Source organism: Leifsonia lichenia (assembly GCF_054780215.1).
The window spans coordinates 858,877-875,179 of record NZ_BAAGWT010000001.1 but is presented as its reverse complement, the minus strand read 5'-3'; the positions used below and the strand labels follow the sequence as shown (position 1 = coordinate 875,179).

13 protein-coding genes are annotated in these 16,303 nt (G+C 70.1%); 9 read left to right on the top strand and 4 right to left on the bottom strand.

What is annotated here, in order from left to right; genetic code table 11:
• The first annotated feature begins 49 nt into the window (after positions 1–49).
• Together ACYVGI_RS04120 and ACYVGI_RS04115 are read left to right on the top strand one after the other, a co-directional pair.
• Positions 50–1,039: a DnaJ C-terminal domain-containing protein gene (locus tag ACYVGI_RS04120; RefSeq protein ID WP_460631380.1), complete on the top strand. Its 990-nt coding sequence runs from the start codon at positions 50–52 to the stop codon at positions 1,037–1,039.
• Between the two features lie 2 nt (positions 1,040–1,041).
• Complete coding sequence (locus tag ACYVGI_RS04115) at positions 1,042–1,458, top strand: heat shock protein transcriptional repressor HspR (protein ID WP_460631379.1); 417 nt, start codon at positions 1,042–1,044, stop codon at positions 1,456–1,458.
• 70 nt (positions 1,459–1,528) lie between these two features.
• Here the strand turns inward: ACYVGI_RS04115 and ACYVGI_RS04110 are convergent, their stop codons facing one another.
• Entirely contained in the window at positions 1,529–2,305 is a 777-nt protein-coding gene (locus ACYVGI_RS04110) for a VOC family protein (protein ID WP_460631378.1), read from the bottom strand.
• 307 nt (positions 2,306–2,612) lie between these two features.
• Positions 2,613–5,183 (bottom strand): LuxR C-terminal-related transcriptional regulator, encoded by a 2,571-nt coding sequence (locus ACYVGI_RS04105; protein ID WP_460631377.1) that lies wholly within the window; start codon positions 5,181–5,183, stop codon positions 2,613–2,615.
• Between the two features lie 196 nt (positions 5,184–5,379).
• Between ACYVGI_RS04105 and tdh the strand changes: the two genes are divergently transcribed.
• Together tdh and ACYVGI_RS04095 are read left to right on the top strand one after the other, a co-directional pair.
• Positions 5,380–6,423: an L-threonine 3-dehydrogenase gene (tdh, locus tag ACYVGI_RS04100; protein ID WP_460631376.1), complete on the top strand. Its 1,044-nt coding sequence runs from the start codon at positions 5,380–5,382 to the stop codon at positions 6,421–6,423.
• Positions 6,423–7,607 carry a glycine C-acetyltransferase gene (locus ACYVGI_RS04095; RefSeq protein ID WP_460631375.1) on the top strand — a complete coding sequence of 395 codons (1,185 nt, stop codon included), beginning with the start codon at positions 6,423–6,425 and terminating at the stop codon, positions 7,605–7,607. Before tdh ends, ACYVGI_RS04095 begins: the two co-directional genes overlap by 1 nt.
• Positions 7,608–7,679: 72 nt before the next feature.
• On the opposite strand, the gene ACYVGI_RS04090 is transcribed toward ACYVGI_RS04095, so the two are convergent.
• Complete coding sequence (locus ACYVGI_RS04090) at positions 7,680–8,408, bottom strand: hypothetical protein (RefSeq protein WP_460631374.1); 729 nt, start codon at positions 8,406–8,408, stop codon at positions 7,680–7,682.
• A gap of 172 nt (positions 8,409–8,580) precedes the next feature.
• A complete protein-coding gene (locus ACYVGI_RS04085; protein WP_460631373.1) occupies positions 8,581–9,603 on the bottom strand; it encodes a LacI family DNA-binding transcriptional regulator in 1,023 nt (340 codons plus the stop codon).
• Between the two features lie 141 nt (positions 9,604–9,744).
• Between ACYVGI_RS04085 and ACYVGI_RS04080 the strand changes: the two genes are divergently transcribed.
• The 5 genes from ACYVGI_RS04080 (at position 9,745) to ACYVGI_RS04060 (ending at position 16,293) form a co-directional block, all read left to right on the top strand.
• Positions 9,745–11,145 carry an MFS transporter gene (locus ACYVGI_RS04080; RefSeq protein ID WP_460631372.1) on the top strand — a complete coding sequence of 467 codons (1,401 nt, stop codon included), beginning with the start codon at positions 9,745–9,747 and terminating at the stop codon, positions 11,143–11,145.
• Positions 11,146–11,180: 35 nt separating this feature from the next.
• The gene (locus ACYVGI_RS04075) at positions 11,181–13,691 is read left to right on the top strand and encodes a beta-glucosidase H (protein ID WP_460631371.1); all 2,511 of its coding nucleotides are present in this window, start codon (positions 11,181–11,183) and stop codon (positions 13,689–13,691) included.
• A 123-nt stretch (positions 13,692–13,814) separates the two neighbouring features.
• Positions 13,815–14,786 (top strand): magnesium/cobalt transporter CorA, encoded by a 972-nt coding sequence (gene corA, locus ACYVGI_RS04070; RefSeq protein WP_460631370.1) that lies wholly within the window; start codon positions 13,815–13,817, stop codon positions 14,784–14,786.
• A gap of 84 nt (positions 14,787–14,870) precedes the next feature.
• Positions 14,871–16,010, top strand: a complete 1,140-nt coding sequence (locus ACYVGI_RS04065; RefSeq protein WP_460631369.1) for a class I SAM-dependent methyltransferase — start codon at positions 14,871–14,873, stop codon at positions 16,008–16,010.
• Positions 16,011–16,050: 40 nt separating this feature from the next.
• Positions 16,051–16,293, top strand: coding sequence for a hypothetical protein (locus ACYVGI_RS04060; RefSeq protein WP_460631368.1), 243 nt, complete (start codon positions 16,051–16,053; stop codon positions 16,291–16,293).
• The last annotated feature ends 10 nt before the right edge of the window (positions 16,294–16,303 follow it).

Here is a 16,303-nt window from a genome sequence, read left to right as displayed (position 1 = left end):
ATACATGCAGACTTCATACACACCACCACAGGCTTAGGAAGGAGGCGCCATGGCAAGCCAGGACTGGTTCGACAAGGACTTCTACAAGGTTCTCGGCGTCTCCAAAGACGTCACCCCCGCGGAGCTCAAGAAGGTCTACCGCAAGCTCGCGCGCAAGTACCACCCCGACTCCAATCCGGGCGACCCGGCCGCAGAGGCCAAGTTCAAGGAGATCAGCGAAGCGCACTCGGTGCTCGGCGACCCTGAGCAGCGCAAGGAGTACGACCAGATCCGCGCGATGGGCTCCGGCGCCCGCTTCACCGCGCCGGGCTCCGCAGGTCAGGGCGGCTTCGACGACGTGTTCGGCGGGATGTTCGGCCAGGGCGGCAACCGCGGCTACAGCTACCAGCAGGGCGGCAACTTCGACGACGTGTTCGGAGGGCTGTTCGGCCAGGGCGGCGGCGGCTTCGGTTCGTCCAGCGGAGGGTTCCGCGGCTACGGCGGACCGACCCGCGGCCGCGACGTGACCGCGCACACCACCATCGACTTCGTGACGGCCACCAAGGGCGAGACCATCACGCTGCAGGCGTCGGACGGCAAGCCGATCAAGGTCAAGATCCCCGCCGGCGTCGCAGACGGCCAGAAGATCAAGCTCCGCGGCAAGGGCCAGCCGAGCCCGGACGGCGGCGAGGCAGGCGACATCGTGCTCACCGTCACCGTGCGCAAGCACCCCGTGTTCGAGCGCGACGGCCTCAATCTGCGCGTGACCGTCCCCGTGACGTTCGCCGAAGCGGCGCTCGGTGCGACCATCGAGGTGCCGACGCTGGGCGGCGACCCGGTCAAGCTGCGCGTCGCTCCCGGCACGCCGAGCGGCCGCGTGCTGCGCGTCAAGGGGCGAGGTGTGCAGACGGCCAAGGGCACGGGCGACCTCCTCGCCGTGGTGCAGGTGGCTGTTCCGTCTCACCTGTCCGCCGAGGCTCAGGACGCGCTGAAGGCGTTCGCGGAGAAGCTCCCGGACGAGAACCCCCGCGAGGACCTGCTCGCGAAGGCGCGCACCTGATTATGGATGAGGACAGCCAGGTCTTCGTGATCTCGATCGCGGCCGAACTGGCGGGGATGCATCCACAGACCCTCCGCCAGTACGACAGGCTCGGGCTGGTCAGCCCGAGCAGGACGGCGGGCAAGTCGCGCCGGTACTCGATGCGCGACGTGGCGAAGCTGCAGGAGATCGCGCGGCTCGGAGCCGAGGGCGTGAGCCTGGAGGGCATCCGGCGCATCCTGAACCTGGAGGATCAGGTGGGCGCGCTCACGAAGCGGGTGCGGGAACTCGAAACGGCGCTGGCCGACGAGCTCCTGAACCGGCCAGGGCACCGCGTCTTCGCGGCCGGCTCGGCCGGCGAGGTCATCTCGATGCGCGCCGGCACCCGCGTGCGTCGCAGCAACCAGGTTGTCGTCTGGCGTCCCCTGGACCGCGACTGACGCGTCCACCAGTCGTGCGAAAGGCGCGGTCGGCAACACGCCGGCCGCGCCTTTCGCACGAGTGGGCGCTTCAGTCCAGCGCGATGAGGCCGAACGTCTCGCCCTGGGCGCCGGTCGCGATCGCCATGCGGCCGAACGGGCTGTCCGCCGGTGGTGCGACGATCCTGCCGCCGAGGTGGGTGACATGGACGGCAGCGCCATCGACGTCGGCGACGGCGAACCAGGTGAGCCAGTACCCGTCGACCCCCTCCGGCAGGGCCGGATCGTCGAGCACACCCGCGATCTGCGGTCCGCCGGGCGTGAGTGCGGCGACGCTGTACGTGAAGTGCTCACCGTCGCCGATCTCGGCGAAGTCGTAGCCGTAGACGGTCGAGTAGAACGCTGTGGTGGCCGCGTAGTGACGGGTGTGCACCTCGTTCCAGCACAGCGCCCCCGGTTCGTTCACGATGCCGGCGCCCTGGTGCTTCGTGCCCTGCCAGACACCGAACACCGCGCCGCCCGCGTCGGCGGCGACGGTCATGCGCCCGACGTCGAGCACGTCGAACGGCGGCATGAAGACGCTGCCGCCCGCATCCACGATGCGCTTCGCCGTCGCGTCGGCATCGTCGGTGGCGAGGTAGGTCATCCACGCGCTCGGGGTCGGGTCCTCCGCCGTCTTCGGCCCGATGCCCGCGACGGGGCGACCGTTCAGGAGGGCCATGAGGTAGCCGCCGGCGTCCTCAGGTCCGTCCTCGATGTCCCAGCCGAGCAGGGAGGCGTAGAAGCCACGCGCCGCGGCGACGTCGGCCACCTGCAGGTCGGTCCAGGAGGGGGTGCCCGTGGGCCATGGGCCGTCGTGATTGGTCATGCGTATCCTTTCGCTGGGTCGCGGACGACCCTCGTACGAAGAGATGCCAGCGGTCAGCGATGATGACGCGGCACGGCGCGGGCGCAGCGGGCGGGCGCAGCGGGCGGGCGCCGCCGCACGGGGTACCAAAGGAGGGACTAAAAGCGCGGTGCCCAGCGGGGATCGGCACCGCGCGGTCGCCCGGCGGCCATAGCGTTGAGACATCGAAACGGCCGGGGTCAACACGGAGAGCTCAGGTCGGATCGATACCCACGAGGGCGCGGCCGTCGAAATCAGAGTCGGGTTCTGGCATTCGACGGACGCGCCCTCACCCCTCTCCCAGCAGGCCGAGCTCGCTCGCCCGGAGGAGAGCGTCGGCCCTGGTGCTCACCCCGAGCTTGCGGTACGCCGACCTGAGCTGATTCTTCACCGTGCTCGGCGAGACGTGCAGGCTCGCAGCAGCGTCGCCCACCGTGGGATGCGTCGCCATCGCGCTGAGGACCGCCTGCTCCCTCGTCGTCAGCGTCACCAGGGATGCGAGCGGTTGGAACAGGTCGGGCCGGCCGGAGGTGCGCTCCAGGTAGCTGTCGACGAAGGCGGCGTTCTGGCCGGACAGCAGCTCCCGGATGAGTTCCACATCCACTCGGGACAGCAGCAGGAACGACAGGAACGACTCGTCCGCGGCGAGGGAGGCGCACGCCTCGGAGGCGGCGCGCGCCGCGAACTCGTGCCGGTCGAGGGCCGCGGCGGCGATGGCGCACAGCAGCTTCGTGGTGACGCGGGCGAACCGGTTGTCCTCCGGGGAGCGCCCGTCGGCGATCGCGCCGGCGATCACCAGCACTTCGTCGTGCGCGCCGCGCAGGTGCGCCTGCATCGCGCCGAGCATCCGGGGAGCGACGCCGAAGCCGCGGGACAGCTTCGACTTCGGCAGGGGATGCCCGTTGCTGACGCTGATGATCCCGCCAAGCGTGAGCACGAACTGCTCAGCGAACGCAGACGTCTTCTGGTGGGCTCCCGGCTGCAGTGCGGCTTCGACGTGGATCAGCGCCTCCCTTCTCTGTCCGGTCATCGCGAGGACGGTGGCCTGCACTCCCACCAGGAACGGCCAGTGGTCGGTGCTGGTGTTGTGGAAGGCGATGGAGTCGAGGTGGGCCTGGGCACGTTCGACGTCCAGCTCGGCGCACGCGACGATCGCCTGCGCGATCTGCTCGGGCACGCCGAAGATGTCGACCCTCCAGTGCTCAGGCACGTTCGCCGCCTCGATGAGCGCGAGCGCCGAGCGAGCGTCGGCGATGCGTCCCTGGAGCGCGCGGAGCGCGGCGAGCAGGGAGGCGCAGTGATACCAGCCGGCGTTGTCGTCCTCGACGCGGAACTCGAGGCCGAGGTGGAGCGCGTTCGCCGCCTCGCCGAACGCGGCGTCGTAGAACAGGCTCCACCCGGAGTCCGACAGGAACAGGGAGACGGAGTTCTCCACCTCCGTCAGCTCCCGCTCCGTGAGGCCGCCGACGAGATCGACGACTCTGCGGGCGGTGGCACCGGACTCCCGATAGCGGAAAGTGAACCGTTCGGCGAGCGCCCGGATCGCGAGCACCCAGACCAGCTCCACCCTGTCGTCCGGCTCGCTGCGAGACGACCTCGTCACGGCCGTGCCCCTGCGGAAGTGCGGGAGCGCGCGCAGGCGCTGGCCGACCGCGGTGAACATGAGCGCGCAGAACACCGACAGCGTCGAGTGCCTGGCCAGTTCGGAGCCCGGCACTCGACGCATCATGCGGATCGCCGCCTCCGGCGCCGTCTGGGCGATAGGGAACCAGAACCGCCTGCACAGCCGAGACGCGAGATCGAAGTCGTGGCTGCCGAGTGCGTTCTCGACCGCCTCGATCGGCAGCCTGTGATCGGCCGCCCAGAGCGCGACGATGCGACGGACGCGCCTGACCTCCTCGACCGGACGTTCTGCCAGGCGGCCGAGCAGCGCCACCCGGAACAGCGGCGTGTAGCTGAACCACTCCTGCCCGAGCCTGGTCTCCCAGTGCCCGAGCCCGGCCTCCTGCGCCCTGTCGAAGAAGGTGCGGGCGTCGTCGCCCCAGCCGAGTCGTTCCGCGACGTCGCAGTTCGCAATGCTCGGAATCGCCGTCTCGAGCAGGAACCGGCGCTGCGCTTCCGGGGAGTCGGCGAACGCGAACGTGTCGATGGTCGCGTCGGCGACGAGTCGGGGAGCGGCAGCGCCGTCATCCGGCTGGAGGTGCCCCAGCCGCAACGCCATTCCGAGGATGCGCGCCGACATCGGCGTCGTGGCCGCGGCCGCGACCTCGGCGGCGACCGGCTGCGTCGTCACGCCGTCGAGAATCTCTGCGCTCTCCGCCGGGGTGAGCGCCAGGTCGGTCCCGTCGAGGAAGCTCGCTGCCCCACCGAGGAACATCGGGAGGTGCGTCGGACAGATCGGGCGCCTGGTCGAGACGACGACGCGCAGCAGCGGCGCGCGGTCGAGGATGCGGTGCACTCTGCCCATCAGCGAGTCGGGGTCGACGCGCTCGGCACGGTCGATGATGAGCACGCACTCGTCGGTGAGGTTGCCGAACACGCGGATCATCGCGGCGTCGAGGTCGCGCAGGCTCCAGAAGCCGCGCGCATCGTGGTCAAGCTCGTCCGGGTCGCTGACCGCGCCGGTGGCGGCGAGCTGGTGCACCGCCTGCTCCCAGAGGAGCTGCTCAGAGGGATGGGATGCGTCGATGCTGGTGGACAGCACGGTGCGGCCGCGGTCGTGCAGCCACTGTTTCCACTGCGCGAGCAGCACTGACTTCCCCGCGCCGGCCGGCGCAGTGACGACCGTCAGGTTGGCGCCCCGGTCGAGCCGGTCGATCAGTCGCTGGCGGTGGACGGCGGGTCGTCCTGTCCATGGCACAACGTCCTCCTTTGATAGTCGACGTTGAAACGTAACATGTTTTATCTACATGTTGCAGACGGCTCCGTCACACCCGGGTGCCAGAAGCGGCAGAGCGTCTAGGCTGTCAGCGGCGAGATGCGCCGCCCCACGAGGGCCGCGCATCCCGAACTGCTTCACGAACCCCCACGAGGGGCTGTCCACAAGGAAGGTGGCGATGAAGGCTCTCTTCAAGAGCGAGGCCGGACCGGGTCTCGAACTGGTCGACGTACCGGAACCCGAGATCGGGCAGGAGGACGTCAAGATCCGCGTGCTCCGAACAGGCATCTGCGGAACCGATCTGCACATCCAGCGCTGGGACGACTGGGCGGCGTCCGCCGTGGTCACGCCGCTGATCCCCGGCCACGAGTTCTTCGGCGAGGTGGTCGAAGTCGGGCCGCTGGTGCACGATGTCGCCGTGGGCGACCTGGTCTCCGGCGAAGGGCACATCGTCTGCGGAACCTGCCGCAACTGCCGCGCCGGCCGCCGCCAGATGTGCATCCGCACCAAAGGTCTCGGCGTGCAGCGCAACGGTGCGTTCGCCGAATACCTCACCCTGCCGGCCACCAATGTGTGGGTGCACCACAGCACCATCGAACCCGAGGTCGGCGCCCTGTTCGACCCGCTCGGCAACGCCGTGCACACGGCGCTCGCCTTCCCTGTCGTGGGCGAGGACGTGCTGGTCACGGGATGCGGTCCCATCGGCCTCATGGCCATCGCGGTCGCCAGGCACGTCGGAGCGCGCTTCATCGTCGGCACGGACATCAGCGCGGCCAGGCTCGCGCTCGCCGAGGGCATGGGAGCCGACTACACGGTCGACGTCTCGCGGGCGCCCATCCGGTCGGCGCAGCAGGCGCTCGGGATGCGCGAAGGCTTCGACGTCGGATTCGAGATGAGCGGTGCGCCGACCGCGCTGCCGGGGATGATCGAGAACATGAACCACGGCGGCCGCATCGCGATGCTCGGCCTGCCGTCCGCCCCGATCGCGATCGACTGGGGCAACGTCGTCACCCACATGCTCACCCTCAAAGGCATCTACGGCCGCGAGATGTTCGAGACCTGGAACGCGATGGGCGCGATGCTGCAGACCTCCGCGACGCTGCGCGACGCCATCGCCTCCGTCGTCTCCGACCGGTTCCCCGCACGGGACTGGGAGAAGGGGTTCGCCGCCGCAGCGGCGGCCGACGGCGGCAAGGTCATCCTGGATTGGACGGAGCTCTGATGTACGGAACGTTTCGGGACACGGTCGCGACGCAGCTCGACGAGATCGAGGAGGCGGGGCTCACCAAGCGCGAGCGCAGCATCCACGGTCCCCAGTCGGCTCTGATCACGGCGGACGGCGCCGAGGTGCTGAACTTCTGCGCCAACAACTACCTCGGCCTCGCTGACCACCCTGCGCTGGTGGATGCGGCCAAGCGGGCGCTCGACGAGTGGGGCTACGGCCTCGCGAGCGTGCGGTTCATCTGCGGAACGCAGGAGCAGCACCTCGAACTGGAGCGACGCGTGTCGCAGTTCCTCGGCACGGAGGCGACCATCCTGTTCTCTTCGTGCTTCGACGCGAACGGCGGGGTGTTCGAGACGCTGTTCACCGCGGAGGACGCGATCGTCTCCGACGAGCTGAACCACGCATCCATCATCGACGGCATCCGGCTCTCCAAGGCACAGCGCTACCGGTACAAGAACCGCGACCTGGCCGACCTGCGCAGTCAGCTCGCCGCAGCACGGGATGCGGGCGCCCGCCACACCGTGATCGTCACCGATGGCGTGTTCTCGATGGACGGCTACATCGCTCCGCTGCGGGAGATCTGCGACCTGGCAGACGAGTTCGGCGCGCTCGTGTTCGTGGACGACTCGCACGCTGTCGGGTTCGTCGGGGAGCACGGGCGTGGCACGCCGGAGTTCTGCGGGGTCGCGGACCGGGTGGACATCTACACCGGAACGTTCGGGAAGGCGCTGGGCGGCGCATCCGGAGGCTACGTGTCGTCGCACCGCGAGATCGTGGACCTGCTGCGCCAGCGCGCACGGCCGTATCTGTTCTCGAACACGCTCGCGCCGTCGATCGTCGCGGGCACCATCGCCGCGCTCGACCTGTTGGAGCAGTCCGACCACCTGCGTGCGCAGCTCGTCGCCAACGCGGCGCTGTTCCGTTCGCTGATGACGGAGGCGGGCTTCGACCTGCTGCCGGGCGAGCATCCGATCGTGCCCGTCATGTTCGGCGACGCGGCGCTCACCGCGCGCATCGCCGACGAGATGCAACGGCTCGGCGTCTACGTGACGGCGTTCTCCTTCCCCGTGGTGCCGCGCGGCCGCGCCCGCATTCGCGTGCAACTCTCGGCGGCGCACACCGACGAGGAGATCCGTCGCTGCGTCACCGCCTTCACCGCCGCCCGCGACGCCGTCGCCTAGCAATCGAGCCCAGGCTTTTTCACCGTAAGACGCGCGCTTAAGGTGAAAAAGCCTGGGCTCGATGGTGTGGGGTCAGTAGCCGGACGGCCAGGTGAAGGGTGCAGGCGGGGTGGTGGGGGTGCCGGATGCGGTGACGACGATGTCGATGTCTTCGTGGTCGGCGAGGGCGATCGCGGCGGGGTCGCCGGTGGCGGGCTTGCCGTCGACGAAGGTCGTGACCGTGTCTCCCGCCGCCGCTGAGAACGAGCCGATCCGGCCGGACGCGAGCGCCACATCCCACTCGGTAAACACCTGACCGAGCGTGAACGTGGTCTTGACCGGCGACTCGACGTGCACGATGCCCGACGTGTCGTGCGTGTGCAGCGGCGAGATGGATGCGGCCTTCTCGTCGATCCCGAGGAGCGCAGGCACCTGGACGTGCTCACCATCGACCGTGACGCTGAGGTGCGAGTGGATGTGCTCCACCGTGCCCTCGCTGCTCAGCATGGTGAGTCCGGCGGCCTTGGCGCGGGCGGTCGGGTCGGAGGGGGCGTTCCACGGCGGCGCGGATTCGGCTCCGGCCGCGACAGTCGGCGCGACCGAAGGGACGGCCGCAGCGTCTGCCGCTTTGGGTCCGGCGTTCGCCACGATCACCGACGTCACGATCGCGCCGACGAGCACGACGGCCAGGCCCCCGCCGCCCCAGACCAGCACGCGGCGTCGCCGGTCGCGCAGCTTCTGCTGGCGGATCAGCTCCGCTGACCTGGCGCGCGCTGCCGCCTTCGCCTCGCGGGAGCGCTCGTTCTTGGAGTTCGTGGACATGTCATCCTCTCGGTGCCGGGCTTCATCGTCGCCTTCGTCGCCGGGAATCGCCTGAATCCCGGCCGCCGCAGCAATCGAGCCCAGGGTTTTTCACCGCAAGACGCGCGTTTGCGGTGAAAAAGCCTGGGCTCGATTGCGTCGGGCGGGAGACGGGCGGCGGGCGGCGGCGGGGCTAGCGCGGCGCGGTCGACTCGCGTGGGATGGCGCGCACGGGGGGAGCGTCGACGCGCTCGACGCGCTCGCCGGCGCGCATCCTGCTGTATGCGTCGTGCAGGGTGGCGGCGAGGGCGTCGGCGTCGAACGCGACCGTGCTCAGGCGGGGGACGAACTCGGCTCCGGCGGGGTGGTCGTCCGCGCCGATCACCGAGACGTCGCCCGGCACGTGGATGCGCGCATCGGCGAGAGCGCGGATGACCGCCATCGCGAGGCGGTCGTCGTAGGCGGCGACGGCGGTCGGCCGCGCGGGGTCGTAGCGCCAGTTGCGCGCCCAGTCGCGGAGGGAAGCGGCCGACGTGCCCGCGTGAGTCACCGTCAGCGTCGCGCCGGAGCGTTCCGCCGCCGCCTGCGCACCGGCGAGCCTGGCGCTCGCTGTCGCCGCGGCCGCGTTTGCCGTCGGCGCGAGGAACACGATCCGGTCGTGACCGAGCGACGTCAGGTGGCTGACGGCGGCCTCGCCGAACGGCTCCTGCGGCACGACGAGGGTCGGCGCGTATCCGACGGGCTCCTGGCCGTGCACGATCAGCGCGCGCACACCGGCGAGGCGCAGCAGCGCGGTGGCCTCCGCGTCGCAGCGCGCCGCCTCGGCGAGCACGGCCTCCGGGCGGAGCCTGGCCCAGAGCTGGCCCGCCTCGGCGCCGACGAGGTCGGTCTCGGCGTGGCTGAGCGCATCCACTCCGTCGTCGATGGTGCGGGTGAGGAGGGAGGCGAACGCGCGTTCCAGGGTGGCGCCGCTGTCGTGGCTGAATGCGGCGAGCAGCAACCCGGAGACGGCCTCCCCGCTGGCCAGCGACCTGGCCGCCGTGTTGGGCGTGTAGCCGAGCAGCCGGGCGGCTTCGAGGACGCGGTGTCTCGTGTCGTCGGAGACGCGCGAGTTGGGTTTGTCGTTGAGCACGAACGAGACCGTCGCGCGCGAGACGCCGGCCGCGAGGGCGACGTCGGCGCTCGTCGGGGCTTTGACGACGTGAGGGGTGAACATCCTGGTCTCAGTCTAGGCCGGAGGTGCGCTGATGGTTACACGGGTAAGCAGAAACCGAGCAATGGCTTGTATTAATGAATTCATTGTCCTATGGTTACGCGTGTTAGCACGCAACGTCGCCTGCTCGAAAGGACACCCCCAGTGACAACGCCGTCGGAAGAAGCCACCGATCCCACCCCCGCACGACCGGTGCGGCCCACGATCCCCTCGAACCTCTCCGGCGTGCCGGAGAGCGCATCCCTCGCCTCCACCATCACCACCGCAGGCAGCCCGTTCAGCGCGGCTCCCACCTCCGCCGTCTCGGCGCAGACCCCCGCCAAGGTCAAGGTCCGCGGCAAGCTGCTCAAGCTGATGCTGTCGATGATGGTCGGCAACATCGCGATCTTCGCCATCTGGGGCGCCGTGCCCGGCGTGCTGCTCCCGCTCCAGGTGCAGGGCATCGTCGGCGATCAGGCGAGCGGGCCGGTCTTCGGACTCGTGGCGACCATCGGAGCGTTCGCCGCGATGGTCGCCCAGCCGCTCGCAGGTCTCGTCTCCGACCGCACGCGCAGCCGGTTCGGCCGCCGTGCGCCCTGGATGGTCCTCGGCGTCCTGCTCGGCGGGCTCTCCCTCCTCTTCATGGGTGCGGCCAACGGAATCGTGCAGCTCACCGTCGGGTGGGTCATGGTCCAGATCACCTTCAACTTCGCACAGGGGCCGCTGAGCGCGATCCTGCCCGACCGCGTCCCGAGCGGAGCGCGCGGCACGTTCTCCTCGCTGTCCGGCCTCGGCCTGATGCTCGGCTCCCTCGGCGGCTCGATCGCCGGAGCCCAGTTCGCCAAGGCCATCCCTGCGGGATACCTGACCTTCGCCGGCATCGCGCTCATCGTGATCGTCCTGTTCGTCCTCTTCAACCCGGATGCGTCGAACAAGGCGGAGCCGAAGCCCCCGTTCAGCTTCACCGCGTTCCTGCAGACGTTCTGGGTCAGCCCGCGCAAGCACCCCGACTTCTTCTGGGGCTTCACCGGACGCCTGCTGCTGTACGCGGGCTACTTCATGGTCACCGGGTTCCAGCTCTACATCCTGCAGCACTACATCGGGCTGGGGGACAAGGCCGTCGGCCTGGTGCCCGTGCTGAGTCTGACCAGCCTCGTCGGCATCATCATCACGACCCTCATCGGCGGTCCCGTATCCGACAGGATCGGCCGCAGGAAGATCGTCGTGATCATCGCCGGCACCGTGATGGCCGTCTCCCTGGTGTTCCCCCTCATCCTGCCGAACGTGACCGGAATGCTGCTGTTCGCCTTCGTGTCCGGCCTGGGCTTCGGCGCATACCAGGCCGTCGACACCGCGCTGATGAGCGAGGTCCTGCCGTCCAAGGAGGACTTCGCCAAAGACCTGGGCGTGCTCAACATCGCGGCGACGCTTCCGCAGACGCTCGCGCCGGGTGTGGCAGGACTCCTCGTCTTCGCCTTCAGCTCATACACACCCCTCTTCCCGGTCGGGATCGTGCTCGCGCTCGTCGGAGCGTTCGCCGTCCTCCCGATCAAGTCCGTGCGCTGACCCAGAGCGCCACAGAACCGAAAGACGTACCAGCGATGACCGACACCACCACCGACACCGACACCACCGACACCACCACCGACACCGACGCCTTCGTCGCCGGGCTCGTCTCCAGCCTCAGCCTGGAGCAGAAGGTGCGCCTGCTCACCGGCGCATCGTTCTGGACGCTGAACAGCGAACCGCAGATCGGGCTCGACACCATCGTCGTCTCCGATGGCCCTGCCGGTGTGCGCGGGCAGCTCTGGGACGAACGGGACAGCTCGGCGAACCTTCCGTCGCCGACCGCGCTCGCCGCATCCTGGGATGTGGAGCGCGTCCACGCGCTCGGGCAGCTCATCGCGGCGGAGGCGCGCCGCAAGGGCGTCGGCGTCGCGCTCGGCCCGACCGTGAACATCCAGCGGTCGCCGCGCGGCGGACGCCACTTCGAGGCATACAGCGAGGACCCGTGGCTCTCCGGCATCGTCGGCACGGCCTTCGTGAAGGGCGTGCAGTCCTGCGGCGTCGGCGCGACCCCCAAGCACTTCGTGGCCAACGACAGCGAGACCGACCGCATGACGGTCAACATCAACGTGGATGAGCGCACCCTCCGCGAGGTCTACCTCGCGCCGTTCGAGCGCATGGTCACCGAGGGCGGGGCGTGGCTGGTGATGTCGTCGTACAACTCGGTCAACGGCGTGACCATGAGCGAGAACGACCTGCTGCGCTCGCCGCTGAAGGACGAGTGGGGCTTCGACGGCGTCGTCGTCTCCGACTGGATGGGCGTGCGCGACACGGTCGCTGCGGGAGCCTCGGCGCAGGATCTGGCCATGCCGGGCCCGGAAGGCGTCTGGGGGGATGCGCTGGTCGAGGCCGTGCGCTCCGGCCAGGTCTCCGAGACGGACATCGACGAGAAGGTGCTGCGCATCCTGCGCCTCGCCGGACGCCTCGGCGCCCTCGACGGCGTGCCCGCTGCGACCCCGCTCGCCGAGCCGTGGCCGGCCGAGCGGGTGGATGCGCTGTTGCGCGAAGCCGCCGCGGACGGCATGGTGCTGGTGAAGAACGGTGGGGGAGACGCATCCACTGCTGTGCTGCCGCTCGGAACGACGCCGGGCACGATCGCCGTGATCGGACAGCACGCTCGCATCGCCCGCAGCCAGGGTGGCGGATCGGCGACGGTCTTCCCCGACCACGTCGTGAGTCCGCTGGACGGCATCGCTGAGGCGTTCGGGGGCGACCGGGTGTCGTTCGCGCCCGGTGTGCGCGCATCCGATTCGCTGCTGCCGGTGGATGCGACGGTCGCCGTCGACCCCGCGACCGGTGAGACGGGCGTGCACGTGCGCTTCCTCGACGCGGACGGCGGCGTCGTGCTGGACGAGCACAGGGGCAGCGGGCGGCTGACCTGGCTGGGCGACCCCGTGCTCGCAGACACCGCGGTCGTCGAGGCGACCACCACGTTCACCGCGCCGGAGGACGGCGAGTACGCGGTCGGTTTCGCCGGGCTCGGACTGTTCCGGTTCGAGGTGGACGGCGAACTGAAGAGCGACGGCCTGTTCTTCCCGGAGGGCACGGACCCGTTCATGGCGTTCCTGAACCCGCCCAAGCAGTCGTTCCCGCTCCAGCTCACGGCAGGGCAGTCGGTGTCGCTGCGGCTGGAGCACCGCCCGCAGCAGCAGCTCGGCCTCGCCGCAGTGATGTTCACCCTCGGCTACGAGGAGCCGTTCGGCACGGCGGAGGACGAGCTGGAGCGCGCGGACGAACTGGCCGCGGCATCGGATGTCGCCGTCGTAATCGTCGGCACCACGGAGCAGCTCGAATCCGAAGGGTTCGACCGCACCGGCCTCCGGCTGCCGGACGGCCAGGACGAACTGGTGCGGCGCGTGGTCGCGGCGAACCAGAGGACGGTCGTCGTCGTCAACTCCGGCGGCCCGGTCATCCTGCCCTGGCTCGACGAGGCGCCGGCCGTGCTCCTCACCTGGTTCCCCGGTCAGGAGCTGGGGCACGCCCTTGCCGACGTGCTCACCGGCGCGGTGGAGCCCGGCGGGCGCATCCCGACCACCTGGGCCGCGACGGAGGACGACGTGCCGGTCTGGCAGGTCGAGCCGGTCGACGGGCAGCTCTACTACGACGAGAAGCTGAACGTCGGCTACCGCGAGTGGCTGCGCCGTCAGGCGGCAGGCGGCCCCGCCCCCGCCATCCCGTTCGGGCACGGCCTCGGATACACCGTGTGGGAGCTCGGAACGCCGGGCATCGACGACGCTGCGGGCGCGCTCACGGTGAGTGTGCCGGTGACGAACGTGGGCGACCGTGGAGGCAAGCAGGTGGTGCAGGTGTACCTGTCGCGCGTATCCGGCTCGGAGGTGGAGCGCCCCGTGCTCTGGCTGGCCGGGTACGCGGTGGTGCGGGCGGATGCGGGAGAGGCGACGGTCGCATCCATCTCCGTCGAGCCGCGCTCGCTGCAGTACTGGTCGGTGGAGGACCACGCCTGGCGCACGGAGGCCGGTGTGTACGCGGTGCGGGTGGGCGTCTCGGTGGCCGAGCTGTCCGAGGCCGTCGAGTTCACGGTCTGACCGAGGCGCATCCCGAGGAGTGGTTCCGAACCGCCACGCAGGCGCGCCCGCGGCAGTTCGGAACCGCTCGTCGCCGTTCGAGCGGGTAACGTTGCGGCAGCCCGTCGGAAGGAAACCCCCGCCATGATCGTCGACAACGCCGTGTACGTGGACGGTCGGCGCACCGCGGACCCGAGTTCGCTCGAGCAGACGTTCGAGACCGTGCACGAGCGCAACGGCTTCGCCTGGATCGGCCTCTACCGACCAACCGAGACCGAGCTGGGCGAGGTCGCCGCCGAGTTCGAGCTGCCCGACCTCGCCGTCGAGGATGCGCTGAGCGGCCACCAGAGAGCGAAGCTGGAGAAGTACGGCGCGACGACGTTCGTGGCGCTGCGGCCTGCGCACTACATCGACGAGACGGAGAAGGTCGAGTTCGGCGAGGTGCACGTGTTCCTCGGCGAACAGTTCGTCATCACCGTCCGCCACTTCGAGTGGCCGGACCTCGCCGTGGTGCGGCACAGGATGGAGCGTGAGCAGCGCCTGCTTGCTCTCGGCCCGATCGCCGTGCTTTACGGCATCCTGGACCAGATCGTCGACGACTACGCGCCGGTGATCGCCGGACTCGAGAACGACATCGACGAGATCGAGGACCAGCTCTTCAACGGTGATCGCACCGTCTCCCGCCGCATCTACGAGCTGTCCACCGAGGTCATGACGTTCCAGAGGGCGGTCAACCCGCTCGGCGCCGTGCTGCAGAGCCTGCGGGATGCACTGGCCGCGTCCGGCGCCGACGAGACGCTGCGCGACCGGTTCCGGGATGTGCACGACCACGTCATCCGCATCGTGGAGCGGGCAGACGGCTTCCGGCAGATCCTGCAGAACGCGCTGCTGGTGCACACGACTCTGGTGGGGCAGGCGCAGAACGACGAGGTCAAGAAGATCTCCTCGTGGGCGGCGATCCTGTTCACCCCGACCCTGGTCGGCACGATCTACGGGATGAACTTCGACCACATGCCGGAGCTGCACTGGCTGTTCGGCTACCCGTTCGCGCTCGCGCTCATGCTCGCCACCGGCGTGGGCCTCTACTGGGCCTTCCGCCGCAACAACTGGCTCTGACCGGCGCACGACTCGTGCCGAGCGTGCGGTGCGCACGGTGGCGACCGCACCTTCGGCACGACTCGTGCTGCGAGAATTGACCGCGTGTTCGAGTATGCGGAGTTGCGGCGGTGGCCGGACGTGGAAGGCGAGAACCTGTTCGCGTCGGACGCGGCCGACCGGCTGATCGCGGAGGTGGCGCGGGATGCGCTCGCCGCGCTACACGACAGCTCCGGCAGTCTCGTGGTCGTCGGCGACACCTACGGCGCCCTCACGCTCGCGGCGGCCGCCGGCGGTGCGCGCGGCATCCGCGTGCACCAGGACCCGCTGACCGGCGAGCAGGCGCTCGCCGCCAACGCCGCTGCGCTCGGCCTGGCCGACGCATACACGCAGCACCCGCTCGACGCCGGTCTCGTCCGTGACGCGCGGGTCGTGCTGCTGCGGCTGCCGCGGAGCCTGGATGCGCTCGACGAGATCGCGACCCTGGTGGCAGAGCACGCGCATCCGGAGGTCGTGGTCTACGCCGGGGGGATGCTGAAACACATGAGCATGGCGATGAACGGTGTGCTCGGAGCGGCGTTCGGCTCCGTCACGGCGTCGCTGGCCAGGCAGAAGGCGCGGGTCCTGACCGCGGAGCGTCCGCATCCCGTCGCTCCCGTTGCCGCGTCGGCCAGGGAGCGGTGGCCGGAGCGCGCGTACGACGACGAGCTCGGCGTGTGGGTGTGCGCGCACGGCGCCGCCTTCGCCGGCACGTCGATCGACATCGGCACCCGGTTCCTGCTGAGCGTGGTCGACGACGCTGCCCCGCATGCTCGCACGGCTGTCGACCTCGGCTGCGGCACCGGAGTCCTCGCCACGACGCTCGCTCTGCGCAGGCCGGGCCTGCGCGTGATCGCGACCGACCAGTCGGCCGCGGCCGTCGCCTCCGCCACGGCGACCGTCGCCGCCAACGGCGTCGCCGACCGGGTCGCGGTCGTCCGCGACGACGGGCTCTCGGGGCAGCCGGACGGCAGCGCCGACCTGATCGTGCTCAACCCGCCGTTCCACATCGGCAGCGCCGTGCACACCGGCGTCGCGCACCGGATGTTCGCGGACGCCGCGCGCGTGCTCGCCCCCGGCGGCGAACTGTGGACCGTGTGGAACTCGCACCTCGGCTACCGCGCCGCGCTGGAGCGCACGGTCGGGCCGACCAGGCAGATCGCCCGCAACGCGAAATTCACGGTGACCGCCTCCCGCCGCGGCTGACCTGTTGCCTTCCGCGCGGGAAGACGCGAGGCTCGTCTGCATGAGTCACGACAGCGCACCGGATGCCCAGATCGCCGCCGTCCGGGCGGCCGTCGCAGCGGGCGACCCCTCTGCCGCGCGGCTGAACCTGCACCCGTACCTGCACTGGACGTTCCCGGACGGCACGACGCTGCGGGGGCGCATCCACGTGCTGGCGGCGCTGTCCGCGCTGGCCGAACTGCCGGAGCCCGCGTCCGTCGAGCTCCGGGACGGCCAGCTCTACCGGTGGGTGTCTGCGGAATAGCGACGTCCGC